The sequence below is a fragment of the Ewingella americana genome (genome assembly GCF_006438725.1).
Lineage (GTDB): Bacteria > Pseudomonadota > Gammaproteobacteria > Enterobacterales > Enterobacteriaceae > Ewingella > Ewingella americana_A.
The window spans coordinates 190467-203610 of sequence record NZ_RCZD01000008.1 but is presented as its reverse complement, the minus strand read 5'-3'; the positions used below and the strand labels follow the sequence as shown (position 1 = coordinate 203610).

Annotated in this window: 12 protein-coding genes; all 12 read left to right on the top strand. The window is 43.5% G+C overall.

What is annotated here, in order from left to right:
• Positions 1 to 29: 29 nt before the first annotated feature.
• The 12 genes from EAH77_RS16085 (at position 30) to EAH77_RS16030 (ending at position 13109) form a co-directional block, all read left to right on the top strand.
• Positions 30 to 590, top strand: a complete 561-nt coding sequence (locus EAH77_RS16085) for a hypothetical protein (protein WP_140473831.1) — start codon at positions 30 to 32, stop codon at positions 588 to 590.
• 266 nt (positions 591 to 856) lie between these two features.
• Positions 857 to 1960, top strand: coding sequence for a hypothetical protein (locus EAH77_RS25245; protein ID WP_140473830.1), 1104 nt, complete (start codon positions 857 to 859; stop codon positions 1958 to 1960).
• Between the two features lie 105 nt (positions 1961 to 2065).
• Entirely contained in the window at positions 2066 to 4228 is a 2163-nt protein-coding gene (locus EAH77_RS16075; RefSeq protein ID WP_140473829.1) for a hypothetical protein, read from the top strand.
• Between the two features lie 5 nt (positions 4229 to 4233).
• On the top strand, positions 4234 to 5526 hold the full coding sequence (locus EAH77_RS16070; protein ID WP_140473828.1) for a hypothetical protein: 1293 nt from the start codon (positions 4234 to 4236) through the stop codon (positions 5524 to 5526).
• A gap of 63 nt (positions 5527 to 5589) precedes the next feature.
• Positions 5590 to 6066 carry a hypothetical protein gene (locus EAH77_RS16065; RefSeq protein WP_140473827.1) on the top strand — a complete coding sequence of 159 codons (477 nt, stop codon included), beginning with the start codon at positions 5590 to 5592 and terminating at the stop codon, positions 6064 to 6066.
• A 47-nt stretch (positions 6067 to 6113) separates the two neighbouring features.
• Positions 6114 to 7049, top strand: coding sequence for a hypothetical protein (locus EAH77_RS16060; RefSeq protein ID WP_140473826.1), 936 nt, complete (start codon positions 6114 to 6116; stop codon positions 7047 to 7049).
• Between the two features lie 2 nt (positions 7050 to 7051).
• Positions 7052 to 7495 (top strand): hypothetical protein, encoded by a 444-nt coding sequence (locus EAH77_RS16055; protein ID WP_140473825.1) that lies wholly within the window; start codon positions 7052 to 7054, stop codon positions 7493 to 7495.
• Positions 7496 to 7538: 43 nt separating this feature from the next.
• Entirely contained in the window at positions 7539 to 9428 is a 1890-nt protein-coding gene (locus EAH77_RS16050; RefSeq protein WP_140473824.1) for a hypothetical protein, read from the top strand.
• Between the two features lie 189 nt (positions 9429 to 9617).
• Entirely contained in the window at positions 9618 to 10622 is a 1005-nt protein-coding gene (locus EAH77_RS16045; RefSeq protein ID WP_140473823.1) for a hypothetical protein, read from the top strand.
• A 14-nt stretch (positions 10623 to 10636) separates the two neighbouring features.
• Positions 10637 to 11308, top strand: coding sequence for a hypothetical protein (locus tag EAH77_RS16040; RefSeq protein ID WP_140473822.1), 672 nt, complete (start codon positions 10637 to 10639; stop codon positions 11306 to 11308).
• An 18-nt stretch (positions 11309 to 11326) separates the two neighbouring features.
• Complete coding sequence (locus EAH77_RS16035) at positions 11327 to 11989, top strand: hypothetical protein (RefSeq protein WP_140473821.1); 663 nt, start codon at positions 11327 to 11329, stop codon at positions 11987 to 11989.
• Between the two features lie 10 nt (positions 11990 to 11999).
• Positions 12000 to 13109 (top strand): HK97-fold major capsid protein, encoded by a 1110-nt coding sequence (locus EAH77_RS16030; protein WP_140473820.1) that lies wholly within the window; start codon positions 12000 to 12002, stop codon positions 13107 to 13109.
• Positions 13110 to 13144: the final 35 nt, after the last annotated feature.

The window sequence follows — 13144 nt, the reverse complement described above, 5'->3', positions numbered from 1 at the left end:
CATGGTAAAATTGGAGTGGAGGTATTTAAATGGCCCAGTTAACAAATCAAGTGAAGGCAGCACCTAAGAAAAAACCGAGTCCTTCTCGTAATAAGGATAAAGGGTTAGGTCGCTTAACTCTTCTTGATTTAGTGCAGAATGCTCCCGATAATATCAAGACGAATGCTCTCAACGAACATTGTCGTGTTAATTTTAAGGGGCAGTATACCAAATCAAATGGCTCTACAGTGTATGCTTATTCTTGTGGCTGTTCTGGGCGTAATCATCTGGCTTTAGTAGAGGTTGCTCAGGATTCTGATCCAGGAAAAACATCTGTCCGAGTTCAGTGTACTTGTGAGTATTTCATCTTTACTCTTGAGGTTGTACTGGCTGACAGAGATATGGCTCAGAACAAATATGCGTTGCCACAATGGCCGGTTATTAAAAACCCGTCTGGATCGTTGCATGCCTGTAAACATTTGATTCTGATAACCAATGATGTAGTTTTACGTTCACGCGGTGAGGGTTCTAAGAAACGTCTCAATCCGTTTGAAGTCGTTAAAATGCGCGATAAGTCTTTTGAAAATGCTAGGCGGGCGGCTAAATACTGATGTACAAAATAGTTAACTTGAACGGTTCAGAGGTTATGGTTAATTCCAAGAAACTTTCTTGTGGAGAGCATCTATACACTGAGCAACTTACTCGCAGAAATAAGCTATTATTTACGGCTGGCTTAATCTCTATTCACGAAGTCATTGATTATGTGAAGTCGGATAATGCGGATAGCAAGTTAACTAAATTGGTAAAACGTGGCCATTCGACTCCATTTTTATCTCACTCTCAAGAAGTTCATCGATTAAAGTAGGATTAAGCGACCATGACAAAAATTCACGTACTCACTGGCTTGAATCTCAAAGCCCTGACAGATGCAACCTTTAAGCTGAAAGACCTTGTTGAGTGTCTGGAATTTATCCCAGAAGAAATCTTGACCACTCGCAAGCTGAAAGAGCTGTTCGGTAACGATTTGGAAAAAGCGATTGCCTTTAAAGAAGGTGAAGAGCATTTCATCGTTCCTGAAGTGTCCGAATTTGTAATTACCGATCATCTTTACCGCCGTTTGCAGCATTTCTTTGACCGCAAAAATAGTATCGCTATCAAAGAAATCAGCGTGGATGCTAGCTTCTTTACTTACCCTGTAGCATTTATTCAGGCTAAGATCTCAGCTACAGTTGATCCAGTAGAACCTCCAGTTGATCCAGTAGAACCTCCAGTTGATCCAGTTGATCCAGTTGATCCACCTATTGACCCTATCGACCCTATCGACCCGCCTATCAATGAAGAGCCGGTCATCGATCCAAACCCTGAATCCAGTGAGCCAGAAGCGTCTAACGTTACCTATAACGCCAAAACCTCTTTCGTTAATGGTGGCGGTAACCTGTTAGCTGGTTCTGGTAATCCTGCTGGTGGTTTTGCATTGGCAACCGATAATGTCCTGGAAATTGGTTTGGGTGCTCGCATCTTCAACAATAAAGCATTGCCTGCCGGCGACAATGGTCAATATGCAATTGAGTTGAATGCTACGGATGATTGGGCTATTCCAATCTCTGTTGGCCTGCTGGATACTACTAAAACCACTGAAATCACCAGTGAATATGATGTCCTGCTGACCTTCTTCGGCGATGCTACTGGTGCAGAAACTGGCACTAATCTGGTTCTTGCTCTGGCTAAAACTGATGCAGGCTACGAATGGGCTGATGAAGCGCGTTCTTATGTGATCAGTGATAACGCTGCGAACAAAGCTGGCTCAGCTACTCAGAACATTCAGCGTTATAGCTTCTTCCCACAGATTGTAACACCTGCTCTGGAAGAAGGCGTGACTATCCCTACCGGTACTTTCAAAGTCAAGCTGGCTGCTACCCATAAAGCAACTGGTAAAGTTATGACTACTGAAATCGTAGCGACTGTTACCAAAGCAGCATAATAACTGCAAACTGATATACTAAGCGACCCTCAGTGGTCGCTTTTCTTTTACTAGAGTTCAGACTTCACGTTATAATAAAGGATATCCTTTAACTTGAGGTCTAGCATGTCTAACTCAACTCCCTACCTCAATCGAGTGGTTGGTCAGTTATTACTGAGCAACAAGATCCTGAACAACAAGAAGATTATCTACTCCACCGATTTGACGGAAGAAGAGCTGGATGACTTGGTAAATAAAGGATTCATCTCTAAGCTGAATTCTTCTTCTGACTTTGAAGATGCCTCTTCTATTATTGTTGAAGGTCTACAATCTCTTGATGTATCCCTTCCTATATCTCTTTATCGCATGAAGTCGGTCGTGTATGGCGATAATATTTATATCTTTGCGGGTAATGAATATCCTACCAAAGCCTCTAGTGAAGCATTATTACAGTTTGACGGCTTCACATTAAAATCGGTCGCAGATACCGTTATTTCCCGAGAGGATGGAGTAGCATTTCTCCAGAGTGATTCTACAGTCAACTTATTATCTTATACACCTGCCGACTACTTTGGATCTGCTTCTCAGAAAATTAACCTTCTGGGAGGGGCAATAACTGATAATACTTTGGTTAATCCACTGCTTAAATTTTACAGTTCTTGTGAAGATGATAAATATCTTTATCTTATTGGCGGTATCAATCCCGATAATACTAACAACGTAAAAGTCTATCGGATTGAGAAAGCTAATCCAGTAGCCTTTGAGGTTATTGGTTCTCTTAAAGAGATCCGATCTTTGAGTGCCTGCACAGTTTACAAGAATTCCATCTATATTATTGGTGGAGTTCAAATTCAGAATGGAGTCTATCAAGGTATTAATACTGTTGAGATATTCAATCTTGATTTAAAAGAATCAGAACTTCAGACTTTACGCATTCCAAATGATCTAGGATTCTATGCTTTCTTCCAGACTCAATTAGATTCTGGTCGATTCTTAATAGCAGGCGGTTGTTTTACGGAAAAGCAATATTCTTCGGCCATTTATGAGCTGAGTTTGGAGTATTTAGTCTGGAGAAAAAGCGTAGAAACTTTACCTTCCCCCTTGGCTTATGGCGCTTGCCAGCAATTAGGAGGTTACGCTTATTTCATTGGGGGTCTTTGCACCACTAACGAATCTTATCGAAGCATTCTAAAATATCGTTTTTCTAATCTACCAATCCCTGATCCAAATCTTCAAGCAACTCAATTGATTATCCGTCATGATTCGAACAACTTGAGTCGTCGTTTAATTACTCTAGAAGCTTACCTGTATATGTCTAATGGCGTCATTAGAACAGTCAGCAATAACTATGACATTACTTGGACGATTAAGTCCACTAAAGACTTAAAAATATCTTTCCCTGTCAAAGGTAATAAAAATATCATTGAGGTTAATGGAGAAGGTTCTCTAGAGGCTTATGCTTCTATGAGCGATACCAAGAGCACTTCTTTGACCATCCCGATCTATGATATCAAATCCCTTGAGATCTATGGAGATGATTCTATTATTCTGGGCAGCATCCGCCAATATAAAGCATTAGCTCGATATTCTAATGGTGCTCTAGAAGATCTGAAGGAAGACTATTATTGGCAGATCATTAATCGCAGCTTGGTTCGCTTTGATAATACTAGCTTAATAACTGCGGTAGCAACTGGAGATTTCTCATTAACTGCTAAGTTTGAGAAGTTTCAAGTTACCAAAGATGTCAATATCTATGATCGTTATTCTGAGATCGAAACAATTATTACAGATCCTCGTGAAACTTATCGAGTAGGCCAGACTATTCAGCTAGACGTTCAAGCATTGTCTACCTCTGAAGTTAAGAAAAGTATTATGGCTGACGATGATGTTACGATGACTATCTTATCTAAAGATCAGATCCAGACAACTAATAATATCCTCGGACAATATTCTTTGGTGAAAGCTGGGAATGGTTCGATAATTTCCAGATGGGAAGAGCTGAATTCCTACATTAATATCGTAATAGAAGAAGAGATATTAGAATTAAGGGTGCAAGCCCCTATTCGTATTTCAAAAGGGGATCGATTTGTTGTCTCTGTGTTTGTCACTTTCTTAACGACGGGAACATCACAGATATTAGACATATCGAAAGTTACTTTTGCATCTGATACCCCTGCTGTACTTTCCATAAATGCTCTGGGCCAGATTGTGGGAGAGGGACTTGGAGAGTCAGAGATCAGTGTAATCTTCGAAGATAAACGAGCGTCAACAATAATTATTGTAGAGTAACTCAAATGAATACACCAGTATATGCAGGACTTTCTATCGGTTCAGATAACATTGCAATCGTTGTCGAATCTGAGAAAGAAGGCAAAGTGGTGCTTCACACCATGCCAATGGTCGCACTTCGATTATCGAACAAAGATCATGGCATGTTCATGGCTAGATTTAAGACAACTTATATTACTGTTGGGAATTCTATTTATATTATGGGCAAGGAAGCGTTTAACCTTGCAGGTGTATTCCCGAAAGCAGAACAAGTTCGTCCAATTGTCAATGGATTGATTAACGCAGAAGAGCCAGACAGCTTGGAACTTTTGCGGGCATTTATCCAGAAACTTTTGTATAAATTGCCAGATACTGTGAAAGTCACTAATGTGATCTATACTATTCCACCGGCTTCGATTGATCCTTCGATTGATTCAAGCTATCACCGGAAAGTCGTAGAACATATTCTTGAGTCGTTAAACTTGAAATATGAAGCAGTGTATTCTGTCCATGCTTCCGCTTATACCTTGTTGCAGAATGAGGATATGACGGGTATCGTGGTTGAAAGCGGGTATAATGTAACTAGCATCTGTTTCAGCTATTTGGATATTCCAGCGGTTATATTCTCGATTCCTTTTGGGACTAAGCGTTTGGAAGATGCAGTTGGCCGTAATTTGCAGATCAACGTTCGAGAAGTTCGTAAGTTATTAACTAACTATTCGAGTGTAGCAGATACATTATCTATGTCACAATCTCTTGCTGTTCAAAGCGGCTTGAGTCAATTCTGTGATGAGTTCTTAGAGCATCTGGATTCAGCCTTAGTTGGGCAGCGTGATTCCATTATGGTTTATGATGACTCCGTTAAGCTCGCACTGACTGGTGGTGCGTTTAACAACTTAACGATTCGCGATACATTGTCCGAAGGCATTTCTTCTATTATCCGTAACCGATCTTTGAATAAAATCAAGGATGTTGTGGTATCTCAGACTCCATTATGGAGCGCTGTGTCTGGTGCCTTTATGGTATCTAGCATTGCTCAACCGGAAGCTGAAGAAGTTGTCGTTGAAACTCTGCAATCAGTATCTTTGGTTGAAGACTCTAACGATTCGCCTTTAGTAGATGCAGAGGTTAAACCTTTTGAGCTAAATATAGTTTCTGAGGCTGAAGAAAAGCATATTGAAGCCGAAGCTCATACCTTGCTCCCAGTAGCAGCTGAGCCGGTGTCCATTGAAGTAGCTAATTCTGAAGTTCAAGTACAACCTGAAGTTCAAGAACCAGCAGAAACTGTAACTAAACCAAAGGCTGCTAAAGCATCTTAATATAGTTTTTCGTATTAATAAGGGAGGCCAGTCCTCCCTTTTCTTTTACTTAAGGATGCTGAAATGATTAATAAAATGCCATTGACTGGTTTAGGGATGACTCGACGTTTAGAGACTTTGACTGTAGGTTATACTTCAATGCCTTCTAATCGAAATCATGTAATTGTCGATTCAGACATCATTGTAGAATCTATAATGGATCGATTTATAGCGCTAGGTGCTAAACCTAAAGCCAAGTCCGACCATGACACGGTTTTAGTTTATCACAAAGTCAATAACTCGGTTATAGTTGAGAATTCTGCTTCAGACACTTTGACGATTATTCAAGTAGCTGGAAAACTTTCAGATTATCAATCTAAAGCACGCGGCATTATGGTTGGAATAAATCGACATTTAGAAGATACCAACTACTACACCAACGTTATTCTTTTTGATCGCATTTCTAATGAAGTTTCTAGTATCCTCTGCAATCAGATTGAGCATAAGATTCGTGACAGCAAAATAAGCGGTAAGCTGATGAACCTTAATTTCTATTTCTGATTATCTCGTATTTTAAGTAAATATTCTGCACACTTAGAGTCTATTCTATGTATTATAACGACGTCGACATTCAAACGATCTTGACTACTCTTCGTAGTGGCAAAACCAGTTTGCAATACATTAATGCTGAAAGTAATTTCATGTGGGATCAGCTCACTAAGAAGATGTCTCGTGAGTTTGAAATCAAAACAATCGATGAGGTAGCTTCCCTCTTTGGCGGTAACACTGGCTTGTTTAAGCCAGCAGTATATATCATTCCATGGGTGGCGGGTATTCAAGAAGAGATTAATAAATTCGCTTCTAAATATAATCTCAGTGCCCGCGTTATTATTCGCCTTAAAGATGAACATGACGACAACGATGACGAATTGCGTCTCAGTTGGTTGCGCAATCATGATCGTGAACAAATGATTAACGCCTTCTTAAAATGGTTGCAAGCTCGCGATGCAGTTGCTGAACGTGGCGCGATTAATGTGTTACTGGACAATTATCATGCAGATGAAATCAAAATCCGTCTGGATTATGTTGCTTTGCGTGATGACAATGTGGTAACTGAAGCTGCAATCCTTCTGGAAATGGGTCAAGAAGAAGAGAACATCTTTAAGTTGCAGGAAAGCTTAATCTATGGTCGTAAAGATCAGATGCTTGAGCAATATAATCGCATGTGCGAACGTAATCCTCCATTGAAGATCGTTGCTAGTTTGACTACCCAGACTCGTAGAATCCTTCAAGCAGTTCAAGCTATTCAGGGTAAAGCAAGTGCTGAACAATTAGCAGAAGTTGCGCAAATGAGTCCAGGATATGCTCGTCGTTGCATGGACACTGCACGTAATTCTTTCTTTAAGCCGGTTAATTCTGTTCTGTTGTTCAGCGCTCTTATTGGTATTAAGCATCAGATCATTACTTCTCCGGAAAGTGCTAGTGACGTTCTTCGTATTGGATTGCTGAAATATATCACGTCAACCGGATATGCTGGGACGTAATCATGAAAAAGCCTTTTGATTTTGTACATCCCATACAAATCGATACTGTAAAAGTTAGCCAGAAACTATACGGTAAAATAAGGATAAGGGATATCGTTGGGGGAATTGTTCCAACGATTGAACAGACTGAACCAGAACCTTATCCTAACTATGTCGATATAAATCGCTATTCGTTGGCGAGTATTATGTCTGAACCGGACGGTCGCAAAGCTCATTTATTGCACCTCTGGATGGGAAATGAGGGAGAAATTCCTCTGGTTGAGGCTGTACTCCCACCAGAAACTATCTGGTTTTATAAAACAGAGATGGAAAGGATTAAGAATTCAGTTCTTGGTGGCAATCATATGAAGCGAGATACTATGCTAATTGATGCCATTAGGAAATCCATTCCTCAGCGAATTGATTCACAAAATTCTGACGAAGATGTTGATATTCCTAAAGAATAATCGTATTTTCCTAAGAAATCATTATTAATTAAGGCACTCTTTCATGACAGACATTAAGATCAATAATATTCAGAAAATGCTGGATGTTAATAGCAGCACTATGCAAGACAACATGTCAGTAGCATTTGCGGCCAATCGTACCAGTCGCAACTTCGTCGAAAAGATCGAAGACGGTGTTGCCAAATCTCTCGCTAAATTCTCCAATGTCAAAACTGCCGCGATGTGTAATAGCTTCCAAGTAGATGGTTTCCATCTTTCTTATGATGAAGCTCGCAACGTTACCACTTTCGGTGTCGATCTTACCTTCGATCTGTTTGAAGCAAGCGTTGACGCTCCATTGTTTGATGGTTCAGTTTCAGCCGGCAGCACTCTGCGTAAGAGCACTCCTTTCAATATTAGCATTCAGGGTAACAAAGTAAACCTGTTTGAAACTAATAAAGGTTTCGCTAAGACAGTTGTGTTTGCATTGCTGCACGGTCTGGTTGTTCCCCTGTCGATTTTCTCAGCAAAACATGATTGGGATCAATACACTTTCAGCATTCTGCAGAACATGCGCGACGCCGCTACTAAATATCGCGAAGTTGAAGGCTTCACTCTGGACAATAATGCCTGGATTGATGCAATCGTTTCTCAAGATCATCGTGAGCTGGCGCACCATCTGGCCTATTATGCTTGGTCTGACCGTTTCAATATGTATCGCAATCTATCAACTGGCGGTTCTGAATACCTGCCACACGTTGAAGATCTGAAAGCAGTATTTAACCCTTATTGCTATGTTCGTAAACCGGCTGCTGTTGCTGCATATGCCCGCTCTGCTGATCACACTGTTCCAGATACTCTACCAGAAGGTACCGATGCGCTGGTTTCCCTGTCATGGGGTAAAGAGTCTCTCCTGTCGGTAACTCTGGCTCAGAAAGTTTACGGTGTTGAGAATATTCGTTTCGGTGTTATTAAACATGACCTCGGCGAATATAAGTATCAGGATTCGTACGACAAGTTCATTACTGGCTCCCCTCTGGACGGCGCTCAACACACTGCGGTAGCGATCAACTATCTGAAACTTCTGCAAGATCTGATCCCAACCATCTGTGGTTGTGGCCGTTTCTGCGCTCCGACCAATGCATTGCATCATATCTATGCTCTGGCTCATATGCTTAACAACTGGGAAACTACCTCTGTTGTGTTCATGGGTGATGAAGCAGAACGTACTGTTGACAATCTGGTCATGAAGCATATTGACGATATCGGTCGCCCATATACGCCGGTAGTGTCTAAGACTGAAGTTGAACATAGTCAAGTTGAAAATCTGGGAACGTATCAAGCCATTGGTGTAGAACATACCTTTGATTTCCATCAGTCAGAACATATGGCGCAGGCACTGAACTATTATCTGCGTACCGTGCTGGGTGTTGACAAGCGTCTGTCGTCCATGGTGTATACTGTGAACGAACTTCAGATCCAGTTCTTACTGGCTAAACTGAATCCTGCACTGTTCGACTATCAGGTAAGTTGCTGGTTTGCAGATGATCCGGAAAAACATGGTGGTTCTAAATGGTGCTGCTCATGTAAGAAATGCTGGCGTCTGTTCCACCTGATGCGTTGTCTGGGTCTGGAACCGGAAAAACGCGGCCTGACCACTAACATCTCAATGGCTCAGATCAAAGAGCAGCTTCCTCAGATGTTAGCTGGTGGTAAAATCTTTGCAGTAGACTCCGAGCAGGGTAACATCAGTAAAACTCTGGTTGAAAACAACTATATCGCAATGTTCGATGATTATATTCGCGATGAAGAAGCTATTCTGGAATTGGGAACTGTGCATGTGCCACTGTTAACTCGTCCACACAACCAAGCTATCCTGGATATTATCTCCGAACCGTTGCAAGAAATTTCAAAAGCTCTGGTTGAAAACCGCGTAGCATTTGATACCCTGTAACATCAGTATGCTGTTCCTGTAGTACCTCCCCCACCCAAAGAGAGCTTCGGCTCTCTTTTTTTATTGCTAAAATTCCAAAACTTCCCTATCGATTTCTGTAATTATCCCTCGATTCTCCGTTAGAATTAAGTGTACCCGAAAGGGTTATATTTTTGACTCCATCCTCCACTGATAAGGGACATACTTAATATGGGTACTGTTACTCTTAAAATCCGTGAGGATGCAGGCATTGATATCGGCACCCTGTCCGAATTAATTCTGAACATTGCACCAAACGCTTCCGTAAATGATGGCACCATCGTAGTTGATGAAGCCGAGGAATCTGATGTTCGAGCTATTTTGGCGGAAGTTGGTATTGAAGTCTTGGACACTAACGCGGTAAACGCGAGTGTTCATGGCAAGCCTTGCACCCAACCGGAACTGCTCGAAGCAGCAGCCACTAATCTGGCAACTCTCGGCTTCTCTCTGCACCTGACAGCAACTGCTGATGGCGCTACGTGGAACCTGATTGACGCACACGCTAATCCAGTCGCTGCTATTCACTTAGCCGATCAGGAAGACAAAGACTCTCTGGCCTCAGTATTTGCTACTGAAGTTTACGGGAATCAATTGCAAGCGGCCGTTGAAAAAATGGGTCCGAAAGAAGTACTGGTTCGCACTAAAGCTCGTCTGTATGCATCATCTCAGGTTAAAGCACCTGAGCAAGTGAACATTCAGGCACATGTGCAGAACGAAAGCCTTCGCGCAAGCCACTGTTTGGATCTGGCTCTGAAAGCAGCTCACAAAAACTTGATTCACGATCCGTTGAAGCAGACTGTAATGGCTCACCTGATCGCGCAGAAAGTTGCGAACCCTTCCGAAGTCGTTACTGCAATGTTCGAAGACTTCCCAACTTTTATGCAAACTATCCGCGCTCAGCAGGATAAGTACATGGGTATGGATGCTTCGGCTCTGAGAGCGACTGAAGATATGCTGAATGATATGGAAGCTCGCGACCTGAATCCAAGCGCACTCAGCCCTGCAAACGATGCCCCTCTAACTGCCGCTGCACAGCAACAACGTGCTCGTCTGGCTAGCGGTAACAACATCCAGCAGAAAGTATCGGCATCAGCTATCCTGCCTATTACGCCGGAAGCTCCTGCCCCACAAAACGAACTGCGCGCTAGTGCTGCTGCAGCGTTTTCTCGCTATTAATTGGAGCACCGAATATGTTAAACCATATTAATGCACAAGTTGAGCTGTTCCGTACAGCTAAAGTTTCCGGCCTGCCGTTGGAAGATTCTTACTTCCTGAAGCGTGTTGGTCTGGGTGATGGCACCTCTGGCGTTGCAATCGCTACTGGCGCAGATAACGAAGAAGTTGTCGGTATTGCACATATCCGTGCTATCGCGAAACGTTTCGGTACTGTTGTAGAAGAACAGCACGTTGTTGCATCTGACAAAACCATTACCCTGTCCCGCGTTGGTGCGGTTGCTGACTCTATTAAAGTCTTCAACGTAACCTCCAACAAAAAAGTCGACGCGCCAACTCTGATCGGTAATGTTGTATCTGCCGCAGCTGATCTGGCCGATAAAGATGTTGTTACTGTAACTTACCGTTATGCCATGAGCATGCTGGAAGTTCAAAAATCTGGTCTGCCAATTGACTTTGCTAACCAAGTTACCGGTAACGATGGCTCAGTTGAATTCGCTACCGGTCGCGTTAGTGTTGAAACCGACCTGTTCGATACTGAGGCCGAATATACCGTCAGCGCTCCGATCTATGTAGCGGCCGATGGTACTCCTACCACAATTAAACGTGGTTCCCCTGTAGCACGCGTTGTCTCTGAACCGACCGCACTGAATCCGGTTCTGGGCATCTCTGGCTTCTTCATCTGGTAAGGTAGGAGTTAAATCAGTATGAAACCATCAATTAACGAACGTTTGGTAGCATCGCTCGCTCGCGTTAAAGCAAGCAAGGCTTCTGGTACTGAGCATGGTCTGATTAAATCCCAGATCGCCCAGCGTGTTTGTGCTGCTCTGGTACTGACTGCTGACGACGCAATGGTATTGGCTGCTGTTGAAGCCGTTGACCTGACCGCTCTGGCAGCAGCTTATCCGGAACAGGGTCGTCAGATCCAAGCTGGCGTTGCTGAAGTTATCGCAGCTTTCGAAGAGCTGGATGATGAAGATGAAGACGACGAAGACAGTGCATTGACTGCATTTACTTCCGGTCTGAACTCTGTGCTGGCTTGTCTGCTGGTCGGTGAGCATCATCGCGAAGAGTCAATCGTTGCTGCTGCAATCCATGCCTGTGCATCAACCATTCAGACTGCGTTCTACGCAAGTGACGAATTGGCTGATCAATTGGCCGATGCTGTCCCTGCTGTTCTGAACGCATTGGATCTGCCTCTGGAAGATGATTCCGAAGACGGCGATGATGATCTGAACGCAGCCTGTGCATCAGTTACCGCATATATCAATGCGCACGCTGGCAACCCGAAACGCCTGACCGCGCTGGCTTCTAGCCTGAATGCGCTTGGCAATTTAACTCTGGCTTCCCTGTCTGATCAGGCTAAGTAAGGATCCTATCATGTCAAAGCAATTTGTCGCACAAAATCTGGGTGGCGGTCTGGCCGGTAACCCATTGATTACCGCGTTGTCTCTGGGTTTTGGTACTTCTAATAACCCTCTGGTAAACAACGAAGGTAACATCAACGCCGCGAACATTCAGGAACTCCTGAAAATTCAGGCGGGTCTGATGGCTGCTCATGCAAAAGGCACCATCTCCGAAGATGTAAATACCATCCAAGCGCGTACCAAAGCCAAACAAGAAACCTTCGCTCAGCTGCAAGCAGCTTACGGCGATAGCAATAGCGGCAACTTCGGTATCATCGGTGCCGGTCTGACTGACTCCATCCGTACAACTGCGTATCGTGCCGGCTTCCTGCGCCGCTTCCTGAAAGAGCGTGGCTTACAGCCAGGCGAACCTGTACGTTCTCGTATCCGTGAAAACCAGGTAATCTCTCTGACAGTCGGTCCGGAATCTCGCGTGCAAGAAAGTCGTCATCAGGGTAATTATACCTTCCCCGAAACGAACACCATTGCGGCGAACATTCATATCAGTGAACGTAGCCTGTTCGAAGAAGGCTTTGAAATCCTGGATGAAAAAGCTGAAGATGGTCTGGAATCAATCATGGTTGGCGAAGATCGTCGCCTGATTAATTTGTTCGACGCAGCGGTCGGTGTTACCGGTCAGCACGTGATCTTCCCAACTCTGACTCCGCAAGTCCTGTCCATCGGCCTGCAGAAAGTTCAGAACACCGGTGGCCTGCCAGTGAACGACCTGCTGATGGCTAACAACCTGTGGACTGAGATCATGGGCAACGCTGAGTTCTATCAGTGGATGTCTCCGATCGAGAAGCACGACATGGTTCTGACCGGTAAAGTAGCTAAGATGCTGGATTGCGACATCACTACCGATGCGTATCTGGAATCTAAACTGCGTGTGGTTAAACCAAGCGACTTCTACTTCATCGCTAACCCTGAGTTCTTGGGTGAACTCCTGACCCGTCAGGAATTGACCTCAAGTGAAGTCGACGGCACCGACGATGGTGAAGCATGGCGTGGCTGGTTTATCCGCGAACAGTTGGCCTATGCACTGACCAACGTTGCCGGCGTGAGCCGTGGTACAAAGCGCTAAGTTAATAACTAAGCGTTAGAGAAAGGGCGGACTTT

Excerpts from the sequence above, each read along its gene's own strand:
- EAH77_RS16085 (WP_140473831.1), top strand. The coding sequence starts at position 30 with ATGGCCCAGTTAACAAATCAAGTGAAGGCAGCACCTAAGAAAAAACCG.
- EAH77_RS25245 (WP_140473830.1), top strand. The coding sequence starts at position 857 with ATGACAAAAATTCACGTACTCACTGGCTTGAATCTCAAAGCCCTGACA.
- EAH77_RS16075 (WP_140473829.1), top strand. The coding sequence starts at position 2,066 with ATGTCTAACTCAACTCCCTACCTCAATCGAGTGGTTGGTCAGTTATTA.
- EAH77_RS16070 (WP_140473828.1), top strand. The coding sequence starts at position 4,234 with ATGAATACACCAGTATATGCAGGACTTTCTATCGGTTCAGATAACATT.
- EAH77_RS16065 (WP_140473827.1), top strand. The coding sequence starts at position 5,590 with ATGATTAATAAAATGCCATTGACTGGTTTAGGGATGACTCGACGTTTA.
- EAH77_RS16060 (WP_140473826.1), top strand. The coding sequence starts at position 6,114 with ATGTATTATAACGACGTCGACATTCAAACGATCTTGACTACTCTTCGT.
- EAH77_RS16055 (WP_140473825.1), top strand. The coding sequence starts at position 7,052 with ATGAAAAAGCCTTTTGATTTTGTACATCCCATACAAATCGATACTGTA.
- EAH77_RS16050 (WP_140473824.1), top strand. The coding sequence starts at position 7,539 with ATGACAGACATTAAGATCAATAATATTCAGAAAATGCTGGATGTTAAT.
- EAH77_RS16045 (WP_140473823.1), top strand. The coding sequence starts at position 9,618 with ATGGGTACTGTTACTCTTAAAATCCGTGAGGATGCAGGCATTGATATC.
- EAH77_RS16040 (WP_140473822.1), top strand. The coding sequence starts at position 10,637 with ATGTTAAACCATATTAATGCACAAGTTGAGCTGTTCCGTACAGCTAAA.
- EAH77_RS16035 (WP_140473821.1), top strand. The coding sequence starts at position 11,327 with ATGAAACCATCAATTAACGAACGTTTGGTAGCATCGCTCGCTCGCGTT.
- EAH77_RS16030 (WP_140473820.1), top strand. The coding sequence starts at position 12,000 with ATGTCAAAGCAATTTGTCGCACAAAATCTGGGTGGCGGTCTGGCCGGT.